Source organism: Gimesia algae (genome assembly GCF_007746795.1).
Lineage (GTDB): Bacteria > Planctomycetota > Planctomycetia > Planctomycetales > Planctomycetaceae > Gimesia > Gimesia algae.
This window is the reverse complement of record NZ_CP036343.1, coordinates 7,645,848-7,664,727: the sequence shown is the minus strand read 5'-3', so window position 1 is coordinate 7,664,727 and position 18,880 is coordinate 7,645,848. Positions and strand designations below refer to the sequence as shown.

19 protein-coding genes are annotated in these 18,880 nt (G+C 50.1%); 15 read left to right on the top strand and 4 right to left on the bottom strand.

The genetic code is table 11. The features are described from left to right. Window positions 1-40 precede the first annotated feature (40 nt). The 12 genes from Pan161_RS30805 to Pan161_RS29165 all read left to right on the top strand — a co-directional run bounded on the left by Pan161_RS30805 (window position 41) and on the right by Pan161_RS29165 (window position 9,737). The gene (locus Pan161_RS30805; RefSeq protein WP_187781903.1) at window positions 41-187 is read left to right on the top strand and encodes a hypothetical protein; all 147 of its coding nucleotides are present in this window, start codon (window positions 41-43) and stop codon (window positions 185-187) included. A 12-nt stretch (window positions 188-199) separates the two neighbouring features. Further along, a complete protein-coding gene (locus tag Pan161_RS29215; RefSeq protein ID WP_145232241.1) occupies window positions 200-1,078 on the top strand; it encodes a sulfite exporter TauE/SafE family protein in 879 nt (292 codons plus the stop codon). A 24-nt stretch (window positions 1,079-1,102) separates the two neighbouring features. Next, entirely contained in the window at window positions 1,103-1,684 is a 582-nt protein-coding gene (locus Pan161_RS29210) for a DJ-1/PfpI family protein (protein ID WP_145232240.1), read from the top strand. A gap of 52 nt (window positions 1,685-1,736) precedes the next feature. Beyond that, on the top strand, window positions 1,737-2,219 hold the full coding sequence (locus Pan161_RS29205; RefSeq protein WP_232103548.1) for a DUF423 domain-containing protein: 483 nt from the start codon (window positions 1,737-1,739) through the stop codon (window positions 2,217-2,219). Window positions 2,220-2,298: 79 nt separating this feature from the next. Then, window positions 2,299-3,381 carry a dipeptidase gene (locus Pan161_RS29200; protein ID WP_002645371.1) on the top strand — a complete coding sequence of 361 codons (1,083 nt, stop codon included), beginning with the start codon at window positions 2,299-2,301 and terminating at the stop codon, window positions 3,379-3,381. A gap of 204 nt (window positions 3,382-3,585) precedes the next feature. After that, window positions 3,586-4,392: a hypothetical protein gene (locus tag Pan161_RS29195; RefSeq protein WP_232103547.1), complete on the top strand. Its 807-nt coding sequence runs from the start codon at window positions 3,586-3,588 to the stop codon at window positions 4,390-4,392. 219 nt (window positions 4,393-4,611) lie between these two features. After that, window positions 4,612-5,274: an FHA domain-containing protein gene (locus Pan161_RS29190; RefSeq protein ID WP_145232239.1), complete on the top strand. Its 663-nt coding sequence runs from the start codon at window positions 4,612-4,614 to the stop codon at window positions 5,272-5,274. A gap of 55 nt (window positions 5,275-5,329) precedes the next feature. Further along, window positions 5,330-5,554: a PLDc N-terminal domain-containing protein gene (locus Pan161_RS29185; RefSeq protein WP_145232238.1), complete on the top strand. Its 225-nt coding sequence runs from the start codon at window positions 5,330-5,332 to the stop codon at window positions 5,552-5,554. Between the two features lie 218 nt (window positions 5,555-5,772). Continuing rightward, a complete protein-coding gene (locus Pan161_RS29180; RefSeq protein WP_145232237.1) occupies window positions 5,773-5,997 on the top strand; it encodes a PLDc N-terminal domain-containing protein in 225 nt (74 codons plus the stop codon). Window positions 5,998-6,105: 108 nt separating this feature from the next. Further along, window positions 6,106-8,139, top strand: coding sequence for a serine/threonine protein kinase (locus tag Pan161_RS29175; protein WP_197995583.1), 2,034 nt, complete (start codon window positions 6,106-6,108; stop codon window positions 8,137-8,139). Further along, complete coding sequence (locus Pan161_RS29170) at window positions 8,136-9,062, top strand: hypothetical protein (protein ID WP_145232235.1); 927 nt, start codon at window positions 8,136-8,138, stop codon at window positions 9,060-9,062. The genes Pan161_RS29175 and Pan161_RS29170 overlap by 4 nt, the downstream gene beginning before the upstream one ends. A 30-nt stretch (window positions 9,063-9,092) precedes the next feature. Further along, window positions 9,093-9,737, top strand: coding sequence for an RNA polymerase sigma factor (locus Pan161_RS29165; protein WP_145232234.1), 645 nt, complete (start codon window positions 9,093-9,095; stop codon window positions 9,735-9,737). A 178-nt stretch (window positions 9,738-9,915) separates the two neighbouring features. Here the strand turns inward: Pan161_RS29165 and Pan161_RS31520 are convergent, their stop codons facing one another. Further along, window positions 9,916-10,014 carry a 50S ribosomal protein bL37 gene (locus tag Pan161_RS31520; RefSeq protein WP_002645378.1) on the bottom strand — a complete coding sequence of 33 codons (99 nt, stop codon included), beginning with the start codon at window positions 10,012-10,014 and terminating at the stop codon, window positions 9,916-9,918. Between the two features lie 301 nt (window positions 10,015-10,315). On the opposite strand from Pan161_RS31520, the gene Pan161_RS29160 reads away from it, so the two are divergent. Next, window positions 10,316-11,851 (top strand): YifB family Mg chelatase-like AAA ATPase, encoded by a 1,536-nt coding sequence (locus Pan161_RS29160; protein ID WP_145232233.1) that lies wholly within the window; start codon window positions 10,316-10,318, stop codon window positions 11,849-11,851. Window positions 11,852-11,858: 7 nt separating this feature from the next. Here the strand turns inward: Pan161_RS29160 and amt are convergent, their stop codons facing one another. Next, window positions 11,859-14,849 (bottom strand): ammonium transporter, encoded by a 2,991-nt coding sequence (gene amt, locus Pan161_RS29155; RefSeq protein ID WP_145232232.1) that lies wholly within the window; start codon window positions 14,847-14,849, stop codon window positions 11,859-11,861. A gap of 171 nt (window positions 14,850-15,020) precedes the next feature. On the opposite strand from amt, the gene Pan161_RS29150 reads away from it, so the two are divergent. Next, window positions 15,021-15,458, top strand: coding sequence for a transposase (locus Pan161_RS29150; protein ID WP_145226021.1), 438 nt, complete (start codon window positions 15,021-15,023; stop codon window positions 15,456-15,458). After that, the gene (locus tag Pan161_RS29145) at window positions 15,455-15,871 is read left to right on the top strand and encodes a transposase (protein WP_197995936.1); all 417 of its coding nucleotides are present in this window, start codon (window positions 15,455-15,457) and stop codon (window positions 15,869-15,871) included. Before Pan161_RS29150 ends, Pan161_RS29145 begins: the two co-directional genes overlap by 4 nt. 145 nt (window positions 15,872-16,016) lie before the next feature. Here the strand turns inward: Pan161_RS29145 and Pan161_RS29140 are convergent, their stop codons facing one another. Both Pan161_RS29140 and Pan161_RS29135 read right to left on the bottom strand, forming a co-directional pair. Then, window positions 16,017-17,084 (bottom strand): tRNA dihydrouridine synthase, encoded by a 1,068-nt coding sequence (locus tag Pan161_RS29140; protein WP_145232231.1) that lies wholly within the window; start codon window positions 17,082-17,084, stop codon window positions 16,017-16,019. A gap of 34 nt (window positions 17,085-17,118) precedes the next feature. Next, window positions 17,119-18,681 (bottom strand): thiamine phosphate synthase, encoded by a 1,563-nt coding sequence (locus Pan161_RS29135; RefSeq protein WP_145232230.1) that lies wholly within the window; start codon window positions 18,679-18,681, stop codon window positions 17,119-17,121. Between the last annotated feature and the right edge of the window lie 199 nt (window positions 18,682-18,880).

Below are 18,880 nucleotides of genomic sequence, written 5' to 3'. Positions count from 1 at the left end.
CACGAAGCACACCATTCTGAACTCCGTTAAGGTCAAACACATGCTGGACAAGATCTTCTTCATCATTGCCTGCATCATCATTCCCGTTTTATGGGGCGTGATTGTGAACTGGATCTTCAATCAATGGCAGGATCGCTCGAACAACAACTCAGACGACGATTATATTTTCCCTGATTATCAGATCTGAGGCGACGGCGTTATGGGTTTTGGATGGTTTGACTTTTTTCTGATTTCCACTGCGGGAGGGCTGATTGGCTTTCTGGCGGGAATGTTCGGAGTGGGCGGCGGATTTCTGCTGGTCCCCATTCTGAATATTGTGCTGGGAATTCCCATGGAACTGGCTGTCGGCGCCAGTGCCTGCCAGGTACTGGGACCTGCGACGACATCGCTGCTGGCGCGGAAGATTAAAGGACGAGATCTGTTTTTCCCACTGGTGATTACGGGGGGATTGTTATTAGGTGTCATTGCCGGGACGGGGATTCTGGAACACGCGAAATCATCTGCTGCTGTCATGCTTAATGGAAGAAACATTATTGTCGCGGATTTGGTGGTGCTGATTGCCTATTTCCTGATGTTAACCGGGCTGGGGATACTTTCATTACGTAGTGCCCGCCGCGATGATTCAGAATTGAGCGGAACGCTGTTTACAGATCGATTCCAGATACCACCAGTAGTTCAATTTCCCGGTTTGGTTGAAGCGCCGCTTTCGATTCCAGTCATTGCGTGGTTTGGTCTGGGTCTGGGGCTCGTCTCCGGTCTTCTGGGGATCAGTGGAGGCATCCTGTTATTTCCGATACTGATTTTTGGTCTGGGAATTCCCACCCATCGGGCGATCACCTGCAGCCTGGTGATCGTCTGGATCGTGGCATTCCAGTCAACGATCGCGCACGCCTGGCATGGCAATATCAGTATCATGATAGTAATCGCACTCCTGCTCGGGGGAACGGTAGGCGCCCGGCTGGGATCGGACCTGAACGCCCGACTCAAAGGGTTGCAGTTGAGACGGCAGTTTGGCTGGTTATTACTCTCTGTGGCTCTTATGATTGGGACGCGGCTGGTGTTTCTGCTGGCAGGTTAAAACATCATCAGAGGAGATGAGACAATGGCAAAAAAATCCATCCTGTTTTTAACGGGTGACTACGTAGAGGACTATGAAATCATGGTCCCGTTCCAGGCATTAACGATGGTGGGATACCAGGTCGATGTGGTCTGTCCCGATAAAAAAGCGGGCGAGATCATCCGGACTTCGATTCACGATTTTGAAGGCGATCAGACCTATTCCGAAAAGCGGGGGCACAACTTCACTCTGAATGCCACTTTCGCTGAAGTGAATGCAGACGACTATACTGCTTTGCTGATTCCCGGCGGACGGGCACCGGAATACATTCGCCTGAATGAGCGCGTGCTTGAGATCGCCCGGCAATTTGCGACCGCAGGCAAGCCGATCGCCGCCATCTGCCATGGCTTGCAGTTGCTGGCCGCCGCCGGTGTGTTGAAAGACAAAAGCTGTACGGCGTACCCGGCGTGCGCCCCCGAGGTGACTCTCGCCGGAGGCACGTTTGTGGAAACTCCCATTGATGGCGTTCACGTAGATGGGAATCTGGTTTCCGCGCCCGCCTGGCCCGCCCATCCGCAGTGGCTGGCTGCGTTTCTGGAAGTGCTGGGAACCAAAATCGAGTTATAATATTCGTGAAACCGTAGTTTTGGTATCACATTTTAATCGGGGAGAGACTTGGATGTCGTGTTGTTCTATTAACTGGTCGACGATTGGTGCAGCGTTGGGCGGACTGGCTGTCATTATCGGTGCCTTCGGTGCCCATGGCGTCGATGGATATTTTGCTGAGAAATATGCCGGACAGGTAAAAACGGTTTCGGGGGTAGAAGTACCCGCGGCTGAGAAATATCTGAACGATTTCAAGACCGGCGCGCAATACCAGATGTACCACTCCATTGCTTTGTTGCTGGTCGGATTTGCCGGATTGACTTCGCAGAAGAAAAAGCTGTTGAATACAGCCGGCTGGTGTTTTTTGCTGGGGATCATTTTTTTCTCCGGAAGTCTTTACGTTTTGACGCTCAGCGGTCAGACTTTCTGGGGGGCCATTGCGCCGATTGGCGGGACACTGCTCATTGTGGGCTGGTTTTCTTTTGCTGCGGGAATCTGTTCCTGTGGCGGAAATTCCACTGATGTGTCAGGTCCCGAAACTCCTGCCTCTACCTGATACCTGATTTGCAGAACCATCATAATATACAATGATCGAATGAGATCATTCCCACCTTCTTTTCAGAATAGAGAAACTTATGCTGATTTTTGATGCACACCTTGATATGGCCTGGAATGCCTGCGAATGGAACCGGGATCTGGAATTACCTGTCAGTGACATTCGCAAGTTTGAACGTCAGTTTGAAAATATAATTCCCGGCGAAGCAACGGTTTCCTGGCATGCCCTGCGTCAGGGGGGCGTGGGAATGACGATCTCCACGCTGCTGCCTCGACTGCATCGCAAAGACGCGGCGTTGACGCATTATCAATCGAGAGAAGCCGCCTATGGTGTGGCCATGGGGCAGTTGGCTTATTACCGGGCGATGGTAGCGAAAGGCGTCTTAAGAGAGATTCCCGACAGCAGCACACTCGCCAGTCATATCGCTGAATGGGAAGCCAATGAAACAGCTGCCCGCGCGGAAGGAAGTACGATTCCCATTGGTTTCATCCTGAGTATGGAAGGGGCACCGCCGATTCTGTCTCCCGAACAGATTGGTGACTGGTTTGATGCCGGTCTGCGAATCTTAGGACCCGCCCATTATGGTCCCGGTCCCTACTGTTTTGGAACAGGCAGTGAAGGGGGGCTCAAAGAGCAGGGGCCCGCGCTGCTGAAAGAGATGGATCGGGTGGGTATGCTGCTGGATGTGACACACCTCGCCGATCAGTCATTCTGGGAGTCGCTGGAAATCTTCCAGGGACCAGTGCTTGCCAGCCACCACAACTGCCGGTCTCTGGTGAATGCCGACCGTCAACTGACGGATGAGCAGATCAAAGCGTTGATCGAACGCGGTGCCGTAATCGGTTGTGCCTTTGATAACTGGATGATCAAACCGGGCTGGACGATTGGGGTTTCTGATCCCAAAACCACTTCAGTGGAAGATATTGCCAATCATACCGATCACATCTGCCAGTTGGCAGGAAATGCAAAGCATTGCGGCCTGGGAACGGACCTGGACGGCGGATTCGGGAAAGAACAGACGCCCCACGATCTGGATACGATCGCCGATCTGGGGATGTTCGCCGGGATTCTGGAAAAACGGGGATACAGTTCTGAAGACATCAAAGGCATCATGTCGCAGAACTTTGTGGATTTCTTCCTGAAGGCATTACCAGAGAGCTGAGAATATCAGATATTCTAGATGTTTTGTTCGCTGTATCCTGTTGTTTATCAATGGGATACGGCGTTTTTTTGTTTTTCCGGCAAACTTTGTGAAAAACTTTCAAGAACCTGAAATGAGCGGCGAATAACTCCCTGTGACGTGGCCGATCGGTTTGGCCTACTGTTCCGAATCGAACATTTGTTGTTGTAAGAGGGAGTCTGGACAATGATATTCATGTGTAAAAAATTTGTAATAGGTGCTGCAGTGCTGGCCACGCTGGGAACCTTCGTCTTTGGCCGCGATGTGGTGAGTTATGTGAAAACAGCCGGCAATTCTGTCAGGCAGGCGGTCAAGTCGGAAGTCCCCGTTGATTTTGAAGTCGATCGAGCTCGTAAAATGGTGGAGGATCTGGTGCCTGACATTCGTCGGTGCATGCACGTGATTGCAGAGCAGCAGGTGGATGTCGAAACACTGCAGAGTGAGATGCAGGAAACAGAACTCGCAATGAAACAGCAGAAAGATGCGATGTTTACTCTGCGTTCGGACCTGGAATCCAACGAGACGGAATTTGTGTACGCCAGCCGGACCTACAGTAAAGATGATATCCGCAGCGACCTGGCACAACGCTTCGATCGTTATAAAGTCGCGACCGATACTGTGAAGCGAAACGAGCAGATTTTGAAGGCGCGCCAGAAGGCCTTGGATGCCAATCGCGAGAAGCTGGAAAATATGCTTTCCGCCAAGATGGACATGGAAGTACAGATCGAGCAACTGGAAGCACGTCTGAAATCGGTTCAGGCAGCGGAAACCGTGAGCAATCTGGAAATTGATAATTCTCAGCTGACACGAGCCAAGAGTCTGATTAAGGACCTGAACAAGCAGCTGGATGTCAAAGAAAAGATGCTGGACGCAGAAGGAAAATTCACAGGTCTGATTCCCGTTGATACCAAAGTGGAAGAAAAGCGGGATGTCGTCAAACAGATGGATGAATACTTCAAATCAAAATCAGGCGATCGTGTCGCGGTTCAGTAAAAAGACTGAGAGACGAGCGTATTGGCGCGAGTGGTGGCAGGTGGTTCTTGTATTCGAGCAGGGCTGCCTGCCCCTTGCCAGTTTCTTCTCCAGATTAAAATTAAGCGATCCCTGGCAAAAACAGATTCTAAGCAACCACTTACTAAGATTATTCGTTAAAATTAAGAGTGTATCGTTTAACAGCTTGTGCCTCTCTCTTTCTGACTCAGGAGAATTACCTTGGGCTTCTTCACTTCATCATCCAGGCAGGATCAGGCTGCGAAATCTTTCGCTGGCATGAGTTATCTGTTGTGGATTGACGGAGTTGGAACGTACCTGGTCTATTTACCAGAGACGTTGAGAATTGGTGGACCGGGAGAAACAGGAGTGGCGAGCAGCCTGAGTTCTCAATGGGCTGATTTAGCATTACTGGCCAATCTGTCTCGGCACCATGCGTCGATCACCCGTTCCGGAGAGAATTATTTTCTGGAAGCGCAGGCCCCTGTTTTCTGTAATCAACGTGCTGTCAATGATCGTGTCTTGCTCACGGATCTGGCGGCGTTTAGACTGAATACAGATACAGTGCTCACATTTCGACAGCCGACCGCCTTGAGTGCTTCCGCCTGCCTCGAATTCACGAGCCACCATCAACCGCAACAGCGACTGGATGGCGTCGTGCTGATGGCGGAAACCTGTCTGCTGGGAGCGAGCAGTGAAAATCATGTTGTCTGCCCCCACTGGCCGGGAACGGTGATTCTGTATCGCCAGGGAAATCAGGTCTTGTGTCGTTCCAGGTTGAAAATCGATGTGAATCAGATAACTGTTTCTGAGGGAGCCGTTTTAACCCCGGGTTCCCTGGTAACCGGACCTGAGCTGCGTTTTCGCTGGGAGGTCGTCAGTTAAGTTAACATGGGGTTTAACTCGCACTAATCAGTTTGCCATTTAGAAAGTGAAATTTATGGATTCAATGTTATTCGGACTACTGATCCTCGGGATTGTCGCTCTCGTGATCTTTCAGTTGGTGATATGGATCTGGATGCTTGTCGATTGTCTGCAAAACGAACCATCGACAGGAAATGATAAAGTGATCTGGATACTTTTGATGGTGTTTCTCGGAATTTTAGGATCTTTACTCTATTACTTTATACGTCGTCCTCAGCGGATCGAAGAATTTGGCCATTAAATTTACAAGTAATGATTAGCCTGACGTTACTCAGAGGCGATATTGATGGAAAAGAAAGATTACTACAAATGAAGAGCCTGTTTCCAGGGGATCTATTTTAACCCCGGGTTCGCTGGTGAGTGGTTCAGAGCTTAGTTTTTGCTGGGATATTATCGCTTTATTCAAACAGGGGTTTTTACTCGCGCAAATGAATACGTGCCATGATGGAAATTGGAATTATGATGTCACTCCTTGGTTTACTGTTTTTTTTAATTTCAATGGCTCTGAGCCTGCTGTTATTTGTACTCTGGATCTGGATGCTGATTGACTGTGTGAAATATGAACCATCAACCGGTAATGACAAAATTATCTGGGTGTTAGTCATTGTCTTATTAAACGGGATAGGGGCACTGCTTTACTATTTCATTCGTCGACCGGAACGGATTAAACAGATGGGGCAGTAATCTCAGGAAAAAAATGATCCAAGGACACTTTAAGAACGTTATAAAAATAGTTGAGAGTTGAATCGTAAACCGTACAACTGTCATGTTGTTTAACGGATGGAATGGAACATGAAATTCACCTTTGCACCAGAATCGAAACCTTTAGAAGGATTTACGATCAAGCGCGCCATCGACCGGGGCGGATTTGGTGAGGTGTACTATGCACTGAGTGACTCGGGTAAAGAGGTCGCCTTGAAGCTGCTGCAGCAGAATATGGATATTGAGTTACGTGGCGTGACGCAGTGCCTGAATCTGAAGCATCCCAACCTTGTGACCATTTTCGATGTCAAAACAGACCGGGACGGTGACCACTGGGTGGTCATGGAATTTGTTTCCGGTCAGGGTCTGGACAAGGCGCTTCATCAGTATCCGCAGGGTATGCCGATGGAACAGGTCCGCTACTGGCTGTCGGGTATTTCAGAAGGATTGTCTTACCTGCACAGCCGCGGTCTCGTGCATCGGGATCTGAAACCTTCCAATGTCTTCCGCGATGGAGAGACGATTAAAATTGGTGATGTCGGCTTATCCAAATTCATCACGCATAGTCGGCGGAGTGCGAATACTCAAAGTGTAGGGACCGTCTATTACATGGCTCCCGAAGTTGCCCGCGGCCGCTACGGCAAAGAAGTCGACGTGTATGCGGTGGGTGTGATGGTTTATGAAATGATCACCGGTGTGGTTCCCTTCGATGGGGAATCGACGGCGGAAATTCTGATGAAGCATCTGTCAGAAAAACCAGACCTGAGCCGTTTACCAGTACATTTGCAGGCGGTCATGGGACGTGCCTTGGAAAAAGATCCTCAAAAACGAATCGGTGATATCAAAACATTCAAACAGGAATTTGAACGCGCGATCTTCCAGCGGAATTCTTCAATCGAAATCCCGGAAAATTCATTTGACGTACATCCGAGTCCGCCTGCAGGCGTTTATGATGAAACGACTGTTGATTCCAGGCACGAAGACACTACGTATGTCAAAAGGGAAGTGAACTCTCTGCCGACGCTGACACCGATGCTGATTCTGTTTCTTCTCATCGGACTGATGGGAGCCACGATGGCCAGTCAGGGGGCCGGTTTTAAACAATTTATTCTTGGTCTCCCTCTCATAATGCTTTTCTGTGGAGCCGTTGTCATGACGGGTATGTTCGGGCGACTGTTTTTTACCAAAGGAATTGCAGCGATTGTGAAGGGGCCTCCGCCGATCAGTAATCTATGGGATAAAAAACAGAAGACGCACGAGACGCAGACCTTTAATCAATATCGTGAATCCCATCTGGATAAGACGCGAATCATAAAAAAAGAAGAAGAACGAAAGAAAGCAGAAGCACACCGCCGGCAGACATATAACCAGCAACGGCAGAAACCGTATTATTCCCGTGTATTAACACCGCGCACTCCCCGCGCGATTTCGCACCGGACGCGGCTCTACAATCTCTCGGTCTCAATGATCAAAGCAGCGTTCTGTACGCTGGTGATCGTCGTGGGACTGGTCTGTTTTACCGATGGTTCTTTTTTTCAGGGAGCAATGGGCGATATGTCTCGAGGTGTCATGGGAGGATATAACTACGCACCGTTCTGCCTGCTAATCTGCGGGACGCTTGTTGCTGCCTGGAGTGTCTTAGCAGTCGCGAAACTGACCGAAGGTAAGCCTTATGATCAGAGCACCCGCCGCATTATCTGGCTGACCACCGGAGCTGTTGTCGGCGCAGTGATCTACCTGCTGCAGACAGAAGTCCTGATGACCACAATCGGTTCCGCTCGCGAGGATTACCTGGGGTTGAGACCACTGTTTGATGCCGTCGGCCCGAATTCACTGGTTCTGGTGAATGGGCAACCCAGCCTGTTCAGCTATGTTATCTTCTTCGGAGTTCTGTTCTGTTTCCGTCGCTGGTGGTGGCACGCCGATTCATTTCGTCCCCGAAAATTCCGAGTCTTATCTGTGCTGATTACCGTCTTTACCGCATATATCATTACAGCCATCTGGGCGTTTCCGATGATCCCGGCTTTGTGCTGGGCAGCCATTATTTCCAGTGTCGTGCAGCTCTCTGCCAGCTGGATACCACCCGAACAACGCTATATTGAAATGAAAGGGGGGACACGATGATGATAGGAGTAATCGAACTGTTAATTTTAGTGGTTGTGGTCCCGGTTATCATTCTGGTGGTAGTAGCTGTTGTTCGTTATCTCTCTCAGCAGAAAGTTTCGCTGCTCTTAACCCTGGGCGGACTGGCAGTAATGGGGTTCTTTTTTCTGGCACTTCTCGGTATCTATTATGCTAGGTTAGGTTCTACGTCAGCAACGCGAATTGTCCAGGAAGCAACCGCAGTCTCGCCGCAGGACGTTGAGTATCCTGTCCGTCTTGAACCGAAAATGAAAGGCATTCAAGCCGAATTCCCTCGGGCTGTGGGACAGGAGCGAATTGCCGAGAATCAGCCTCTCGTGGCCCCCAAGCCTTTTGCTTCTCAAAAAATGGATCACCTGGAATTAAAGGTCACTGCTTCGCAACAGATGGATGCTGAATTACCGGAATGGGTGGTTGAGGGAGTCAAATCAGCGGTGCTACAGGAAAATAATTTGATCAACAACAGCCGCCCGGTGTTTCAGTCCGGGCTGTTTGCGACCCGCGAGGAAGCACTTCAGGATGCTTTGTCGAAAGCAAGGCAGCAGATGCAGACCAATCTCATGATGCGAGAACCCTGGTTGAAAAGCAATGTGTGGGAACTGAACTCGGACCTGTTTCGACAGACTGCCTACCGCCGTCCTTACTTCCAGACTGTAGAACATGATTTTGGTGATGTGTTGAAGTCAGGAGAATCTTTCAAGCAGAATATGTTCCGGGCGTATGTGGAAATTGAAAACACGCCTGTGGTGAGACATCAGTTTCTAACCAGATGGAAGCAGAACATTGGGAATGAGCGTAGCCTCTGGCTGGGCGGTGTTTTTGGTCTGATCACATTGGTGTGTGTGGGAGTCGCCGTCTATTTGAGAACCGAGTCGGATCAGGCTACAATCCAGTCGTCTCACTAATTCTTCTTCTAATCAGTCTGTGATGGACTTATGCCGATCGACGAAGCCGACCAGCTGCTGGTCTCACAAATCAAAGCCGGTGATTCGGAAGCCTGGTCCGAACTGATCGCCCGATATGAAGGTCGGTTGCTGGCATTTGTCAACAGCCGCTTACGGAATCTCTCAAGCAGCGAAGATGTGGTTCAGGAAACATTCTTGGGATTTCTGATCAGCCTGCCCAATTACGATCCCGGGACGCCGTTAGAATCATTTCTGTTTGCCATCGCCTCTCATAAGCTGACCGACTTATTACGCAAGCAGGGACGACGCCCGACGATCCCCCTGTTCCCGGATGAAAATGGCGCGCGGGTAAATCATCGTGAACCAGCCGGACATACGCGGGTGGCATCCAGCCTGGCACGCAGCAAGGAACGCAAATCCAAGGAAGAGCAGATCATCTGTATAAGTCTGCAGACGCTGATTGATTCCTGGATTAAGAACGGCGAGTTCGAGCGACTGCAGTGTATCGAACAGCTCTTTGTTTCAGGAAAAGCAAATAAAGAAGTCGCACTGCAACTGCAGCTCACAGAACAGTCAGTCGCGAACCACAAGCACTTCGTGGTTGGTAAACTGAAAGACGCCATCAAAACTGCTCAGATTCAAGATGTTGATTTCACAGGGCTGGGACTGAATTAAGTGAAAACGAAACCGCGCAGCAAAAAACCTCGCCTGATCATCACAGGACGAGGTTTTATTCTTCTCAGGTCAGCTACCACATCAGCTTAAACTGTATCCAGTTTTACTGTAGCGTCTCCAGGTCCGTTTGAACCGAGTAGATTAGAGTGAAAGACGCTATAGTGAAATGTGATTCGCTCTAGAACTTGATGTGCTTGCGTTTTGCTTTGCGTGCTTTGGCACTGGCAGGACGGCGACCGTGATTTGCTTTTTTCAGTTTACGCTGTGTTTTAGCCATGACTTTATCCTTTAGGGTCTTCAGATATTGCTTATCGAGACCATACGTTGACTGATGAGGTCTGCAGAATATATCGGTATCGGGTCGGGTATTCTAGTCGAACGCTTTCCTGAAAAAAAGCCATTCAATCAAAAAACACCGCTCTGGAGAGGATTTCTTCTACTTTTGTGCAAATTTTTGGGCTCAAAATTAAATTGTAAGGTCCTCGGCATGTGGACTGTTGTTCTGCTTCGAGTTAGCATGGATGAGATCAACCGGATACTGGACAAACACGACGTCGGTTTAACTGAAGAAGATCATCATGCTGGCCAAGCTTTATACCTACTCGCTGTTTGGCATCGATGCCAAGCCTGTGGAAGTGGAAGTCGATATCTCTCCCGGGGCGATGCCTAAGACAATTCTGGTTGGTCTGGCAGAAGCAGCCGTCAAAGAGAGTACACATCGGATTGAGCGGGCTCTGGTCAACAGCGGCTACAATCGCCCCATTGATCGTATCGTCATCAATCTTTCTCCTGCCGACCTTCCCAAAGACGCCGCTTCATTTGATCTGCCCATCGCGTTGGGGCTGTTGACAGCCAGCGGGCAGTTGGCTTCAGATCGCTTTCAGGATTACGCTGCAGTGGGTGAACTGGCATTGGATGGCACAATTCGTCCAGTGCGCGGCGCACTCTCAATGGCGCTCTCGGCGCGTGAGCAGGGCAAACAGGGTTTGCTGGTTCCCGTTCAGAATGCAGAAGAAGCAGCCGTCGTGGACGGTCTGGATGTCTTCGCGGTCGGCACACTGGCGGAAGCGGTCGGCTTTTATACAGGCAATCTGCCAATCGAAGCGGTTGAATTCTGCTGGGAAAATGCCCTGGAAGAGCATGGTCGCTACGATATCGACTATAGTGATGTGAAAGGACAGGAATACGCGAAGCGGGCGATCACTGTCGCTGCCGCCGGCATGCATCATTTATTGATGATTGGGTCGCCTGGAACGGGAAAGACGCTGCTGGCTTCGCGGATCAGTACCATTCTGCCGCGACTTTCTCAAGAAGAGAGTCTGGAGACAACACGCATTTACAGTGCAATGGGGCGGCTCCCCAGCAATCAGTCGCTGGTGATGCTCCGCCAGTTTCGTACGCCCCATCATACCATCAGTGAAGCAGGACTGGTAGGAGGAGGGTCGACGCCTGCGCCCGGTGAAATCAGCCTGGCGCATAATGGCTTACTGTTTCTGGATGAGTTACCTGAGTTCAATCGGCGGACACTGGAAGTCTTGCGACAGCCGTTAGAAGGGGGAGAAGTGACGATCTCGCGGGCGATCGGCAGTGTGACGTTCCCGGCGAATGTGATGTTGATATCCGCCATGAATCCCTGTCCCTGCGGCTATCTGTCTGATCCGCGCCGGAAGTGTTCCTGTAATCCCATGCAGATTGAACGCTATCTTTCCAAGATCAGTGGTCCCTTACTCGATCGAATTGACATTCATATTGAAGTGCCCCCGGTTCCATTTCGAGAACTTTCCAACCAGTCAACGGGAACCAATAGTGCGACCATGCGCGAACAGGTACTGGATGCTCGCGAGATTCAGGCACAACGGTTTGCGAATGAGCCGACCTCGCATAATGGGCGCATGACGCCCCGACAGTTAAGAAAGCACACCCAACTGGCGACGGACGCGGAAGGACTTCTCAAATCCGCGATGGAAGAAATGGGTCTCTCCGCTCGGGCGCATGATAAAATATTGCGTATTAGCCGGACCATTGCAGACCTGGATCATTCCGATCAGATCACTGCGGCGCACATCAGCGAAGCCATCAATTACCGCACTCTTGATCGACAGTTCTGGTCCTGAGGTCGGTTTAACTGTCAGAATTTGCTGCTTCCGATGTCGGCTCGGCAGGGCCTGCTGGCGCAGAAAGGCGGGCTATGGTTTCCAGTAGCTTCCGTTTGTCAACCGGCTTGGTGGCATAAGCATTGCAGCCGGCACTCAGGCATTTATCCATATCATTTTTCATCGCATGAGCCGTCAAGGCAATGATGGGGCCGGTATAACCCGCTTTTCTCAGTTTGCTGGTGGCAGTATAACCATCCATGACAGGCATCTGCATGTCCATCAGGACAAAATCATAAGGCTCCCCCGACTCAAGAGCAGCCATGGTTTTCTCGTAACCCAACTGCCCGTTATCTGCCAGATCGACGTGCATCCCTTCCTTTTTCAACAGAAATGAAATCAGTCGTTGATTGTCCAGCCCATCTTCAACGACCAGAACGCGGCTGGACGAAATCGTATTGTTAATGTTGTCTGATATTTCCTGATTGCATTCAGTCGCAGCACTCTTGATGGAAATTTCATCTATTTGGCGGAGTCGCACACCCTCCAGTGTTCCCGTGTTGACGGAGATGGTGAAAGTGCTTCCCGATCCTATTGAACTGGTGACATGAATACGCCCTCCCAGCATTTCCACGAGTCGTTTGGAAATTGCCAGTCCCAGACCTGTACCGCCATATTTTCGGGTTGTTGAATTATCTGCCTGAGTGAATGGATGATATATCTGCGCGAGTGCCGTTTCAGAAATCCCGATCCCGGTATCAATCACATCAAACTGTAACTGGGAAAATTCATCTTGCAGGTTGATGGTTCTGGTTCGTAGTTCAACGTATCCGTTTTCAGTAAACTTAATGGCATTTCCCAGGAGATTAATCAGAATCTGTCTCAGTCGGGTCGGGTCTGTCACGATGGTTTCGGGGATCGGATTTTCAAAAGAGACAACTAATTTAAGCCCTTTCAGGTCAGCTTTAATCTGCATTAAAGCGGCGATGTCGCGGATCAATTCAATGGTATTGACGCGTACCTGTTCCAGTTCGACTTTGCGTGCTTCGATTTTAGACAGATCAAGAATATCGTTGATCACGCCGATCAGATATTCTCCATTCCGTTTCACGATGTTCGCAGATTCAATATCTTCCTGTTTTTTCAGATTGTTCAGCAGGATATCAGTGAATCCCAAAATCGCCGTCATGGGGGTGCGGATCTCGTGGCTCATATTGGCCAGGAATTCACTTTTGGCTTCACTGGCTGCTTCTGCCCGTTTGCGGGCTTCGTTTAATGATCGTTCGTAATCTTTGCGCTCGCTGATATCCTGAATAATACCGGTAAATATTTCGCGGTCTGCCAGGATGACAGAACTGACAGCCAGTTCAGCGGGAAAGGTAGACCCGTCGTTGCGCTGGGCAACAATTTCCTGACGCGAACCGATGGCGCGTACCAGTTGTGGATTCAACTCGCCACTCGAATACTCATGTTGAATTTTCTGATGCAGGGGAGGGATCAGGAGATCGATGCCTTGTCCGATTGCTTCGTGGTTATGGTAGCCAAACAGATACTCGGCTCCCCGATTGAATTCTTCAATCTTACCCTCAAGATCAATCGTGATAATCGCATCCATGACATTATCCATGATCGATCGGTAACGAACTTCACGGTCTTTGACATTTGACAGAAGAATTTCCTGTGCGTCCAGTACCCGGTTGTATTGATAGCCGACGATTCCTGCTTCGGTGAAATTGTCGACATCCGCCCGTGACTGATTGTTTCCCTTTTCATGAGCAATCATGGTTTCCAGCAGACTGTGCAATTCCGTGGAAGCCCCATGTTCGGCAACATTCAGTCCGATTTTTTCATCCGATGCGGTAACACGGATCGACATGAAACAATTCACCAGTTTCATGAAAAGCCAGATGCTGCCGAAACTCCAGACGAAACAGACCCCCACTCCCAGAGCCTGAGTTCCTAATTGAGAGGCGCGTGAAGCGCCACTTTGAAACAGGCTTGTATCAGCAAATAATGCAACCGCGAGCGTCCCCCACGCACCGGCAAAACCGTGTACGGGAATCGCTCCGACGACATCATCGATTTTAAAACGATTTTCCAGGAGCGAAAGCGAGGTCAGCATCACAATGCCAGCGATAAAGCCTATGAGAATGGCGCTGGGGTAATTGACGGCATTGCAGGAGGCTGTGATGGCAACAAGTCCAGCCAGTGAGCCATTAAAGACTTTTTCAACGGAAATCTGTTTTGAGACAATTAATTCCCAGAGTAAAGCGCACATCCCACCCGAGATACCGGCGAGGATGGTATTTAAAATAATCGAAGGCACCTCCCCGTTTAAGGCGAGTGTGCTGCCTCCGTTAAATCCGAACCATCCAAACCAGAGAATTAAAAATCCCAGAGCCGCCATGGGCAGGTTGCTGGATGAGAAAGGTTGTTTGTTTTTATTTCCAGAGAAACGACCTGTTCGTGGACCCAGAATCAGGACCGCTGCCAGAGCAGACCAGGCACCGACAGAGTGTACAACACTGGAACCGGCAAAATCGAGAAACCCCAGTTTTCCGAGCCAGCCCGCAGGAGCCCCTGCTGCATCCCGAGCCCATGCCCAGTGACCAAACAGAGGATAGGCGAAGGCACCGATTCCAACGGCCAGCAGCAGGTAGGCGCGAAACCGCATTCGTTCTGCCACAGCACCCGAAGAAATAGTCATCGCGGTACTGCAGAATACCAGCTGAAATAGGAATACAACGGTTGGCCAATGCGCATTACTTGTGTCTTCAAAAGCAAACTGAGTTGTGCCAATCCAGCCGCCATAAGACTGCCCGAACATTAAGCCAAAGCCGAACAGCCAGAAAATAAAGACACCAATGAAGAAATCCACGATGTTTTTCGTGGCCACATTGATGCTGTTTTTGGACCGAGAGAGGCCGGATTCCAGGCAACAGAAACCAGCCTGCATCAGAAAAACGAGGCTGGTACACGTCAGTACCCAGATGGTATTTGTGGTTAACTCATGAGACATGAGACGAAAAGCCTGTCAGGGTCGCTATCCAGCCGAGAAACGCAAAAATCGACTGGTTGATTTTTTGAAACATACGCTGCCTAACTCTAGAGGGTATCCGAAAACTAAGAAAAGGGTGAACAGTCTGGCCTGAGATTTGCATGATTCTGCTCTCTGAAAGGAGGCTTTATCATGCCCACACGATCCCGTACAGAGCTAAGCCGGCTCGTCGACACGGGATCCAGGACGGACCCAACTGTAGAATTAACCGATAAACAATGGAGTTTAATTGAGGATTTATTCCCTTGGGAACCTCCGGCGCCCCAGGGTGGACGTCCCAAAGCAAAACCCAGAGCCTGTTTCAATGGTATAATGTGGATACTTCGGACAGGAGCCCGCTGGAAAGATTTACCAGAGAGGTATCCTCCAAAATCGACCTGTCACGACCGTTTGAAGGAATGGTCGGAGTCAGGTCTGTTCGATCAAGCATTAGAACGATTATTGAGAGCCTTGGAAGAATCGGAGATATTAGACCTGACAGAAACCTTTGCCGATGGCACATTTGCTTCGGCAAAAAAAGGGGTAAACAGGTTGGACCGACACGCCGTGGCAAAGGAACTAAGATTATGATTTGCGTGGACGCCCAGGGGATTCCCCTAGCAGTCGAGACGGAATCAGCCAACCGTAATGAAGCAATTCTGGTCGAACCGTTGATTGCAAAAATGACATTGAAAAAACGACATCCTCAGCGATTGATTTACGATAAAGCGGGAGATTCACAAAAATTGCGAGACTGTTTGGCTGAGCAGAATATCGATTTTATTTGTCCCCACCGGGACATCAAAAACCGAAAGCAGAAAAGCCAAGATGGTCGCAAGCTCCGACGTTACAAGCGACGTTGGATTGTTGAGAGGACGATCTCCTGGTTACATAATTATCGGCGAGTGGTGACACGATGGGAGTACCACAATCACCTTTACACAGGCTTTGTAAAGCTGGCCTGCCTGTTCACCATTATTAAACGGTTTTCGGACCACCTCTAGGTTGTGAAAAGCAGCAGTCAAAAAAAAATTGAGTGAAACCCCTCTATTCTCGAATGTTCGGGGGCTTGATTCAAGCGTGTTGCCAGACAGGTAGAATAACCGTCAGAGTCGTTGTAGTTGGCCCGTGGGATTCGGTGCAGTCTGATCAAACAGTTGGCGTTTCCAGCGAGAGCGGATTGGGCTTTTCGACCGGCGGGAAGCGACCCGGTGCATTTTCAGCATACCACTGATCAAGTACATTTAACCAGTTCGCAGCTGATTTAACAGCGATAAAGGCTTTCTTGACTTCAGTCTGTTGTGGATGCAGCTCGGAATAGAAAATACCGAACTTCCGCATGGTATTGCAGACTTTTTTCTCACCGTAAAACTCAAGCGCCAGTTCAAAATGCGCGGCAATGACTTCACGCTGCTCCCTGACATCGGGAGGGGAGATCGATTTGCCCTGCAGCAGGTCTGCCGTCTGTTGAAAGATCCACGGGTTACCAATCGCGCCGCGCGCTATCGAAACACCATCCACACCCGTCACTCGCAACATGTCCAGACAGGACTGCGGCGAAAACAGGTCTCCACTCCCAATTACGGTTTTCTCACCCGCATGTTGTTTGACCCGTTTGAGAAACTCCCAGTTACTCGGTCCAACATACTTCTGATGGACGGTACGCCCGTGTACGGTAATGGCAGACAGCCCCCGTGCATAAGCGCCATCGAAGATCTCAAAGAAATTGTCTGCTGATTCACTGGTGTCATCGATACCTCTTCGCATTTTTAAAGTGACTGGTATCTCTGCAGGTACGCTATCCCGTACACGGGAAACGATATCCAGCGCAACTTCTGGCTGGCTTAAATGATATCCTCCACGACAGCGACTCATTACTTTTTTGACCGGGCATCCGAAGTTGATGTCGATCACATGAAAACCCGCATCGACCAGCCTGCGGGCAGCCGGTCCAAATTCTTCCGGCTCGGATCCCATCAGCTGACCACCGACGGGAAATTCATCCCGATGACAGTACATCATCGAATGTTGTTTCCCCTGTTTGGATTGAATGATCATGCGATCAATCATCACTTCACAAAGTGTGTAAGCAGCGCCGAGTCGGGAGGCGATGACGCGCATGGGATAATCGCTGTATCCGCTAAGTGCCGCTTGATACAGGGGAGACTCCAACTGATAGGGGCCCAGAGAAACAGGTTGTAAAGTATTAACTGACATAAAGAGTTTCGGGTTTTCTATTGATCCAATCAGATCAGTTCGAGAACGGTTCCAGTAATTCGCGGGTGATCTGCCCCGGCTGCTCGTGGCTGCAAATAACACTGCTCACCGCGACTCGGGTTGCACCTGCTTCCAGCACCTGCTTTAGATTATCGGCCTGGATGCCTCCGATAGCAAACCAGGGCAACGTGATTTCAGCGGCGACCTGCTTGACGAAATCCAGTCCCGCGTATTCATGTTCGGCAAAATTCTTGGTGGCAGTCGGAAACGTGGGGCCGACTCCAATGTAATCAGCACCGTCCAGCACCGCCTGTCGCGCCTGTTCTATATTATGGGTCGAGACACCAATCAGTCTCCGGGGGCCTACAATCTGACGTACTTCCCGCACGGGCAATTCGTCCTGACCGACGTGCACGCCATCTGCATCAATGGCGATGGCCAGATCCGGGCGGTCATTCATAATCAACATCGCCCCTGCTTCGCGGGTCCATTCCCGTACACGTTTTCCATGTACCATTAACTTGCGGTCAGTCATTGATTTTTCACGAATCTGGACGAGATCCACACCCGCAGCCAGTGACTCTCGAATCGCCGGACCCGCGCCATGATGACACAGGCTTTCCGAAACCAGCAGATAGAGCCGACTGTTTTCCAGTCTGCGTTGGCTGGCGATGCAGGTCAAGATGGTTTTTTCCAGCGTATAACTGGCATAACGCATCTGTTTAAAAATAGCAGCCGCTTCCGACGAAATCAGTTTGCTGAATTCTTCCAGGGTTCGCGCTGCTTCCTGAACCCGTTTCAGATTGGCCTGCAGTAGATGTTCCAGCGAAGAACGATCGAATTCGGATGTCGTGCTGACTGAAGTACCGACATCGTTGAGAGTATCACGGCTGGAAATCAAAGCGTCAGTGCCGATAAACCTGAGGGCGTCTGTCAGCTGATGCCGCGTCGATTTCAGCAGACTCATTAAATGAGCATCATCCAGAGAAAAGCGGAGGAAATCCTCGATGACTCGTAAACCTTCCCGCAGGCGATTGGCGGCGGCATCAATCGTTCGCAGTGTGTTTGTCTGATCCCCGGTTGTAGCAGCAACCGTTCGCAGAGCAAAATCGACATTGATCGGTTCGGCTGTCTGTCGAAAAACATCATTGATCGACTCATCCAGCTTTTCTGCTGAAAGGCATCCTTTCCTGTGGAGCCATTCAGATTCTTGTCCCGCAGATGCCAGCAGGCCCCACAGCAGATGCTCACTCCCGATTTCAGTAGGGATGTCCGAGCGGCTCGCCTGCTGCATCGCGTGATTTAACACCTCTCTAAAATCAGGATATTGTTGCAATGCCTGAGACATTTCCAGTGGTTGATCTGGTGAGTCCAGGGGGGATATGGCTGGATCCTGAGGCAGTGGCAACTGGAATTCCTGTAATATCAAGGCCAGGTCAACCTGATGCGCCAACATGATTTCAGCAGCCCGCGATTCTTCCAGAGCCAGCGCAGCCAGCAGAGGGGCGAGTGCCGGTTCCGCCTCAGCTGAACTGCTGGCAATCCTTTCTGCCTGAATTAAAGCCCGTTGTGCTCCGGCGGTCAGTAAATGATGCATGGAAATGGTACTGTTTCTGTACTGCGAGAAGCCTAAAGAAATAGAATGTTACCGACTGGTGACATCCCAGTCTTCATCTAAATAGAGTAACCGTTCAAAGGCTTATCTTGCTACATTACGGGTTGGGGACTAGAATTGAAAATGCTGGCCTTGTGGATTGTGTCGATTTTAAGGCTTTGGCAGGGTGGTGATTTTGTTT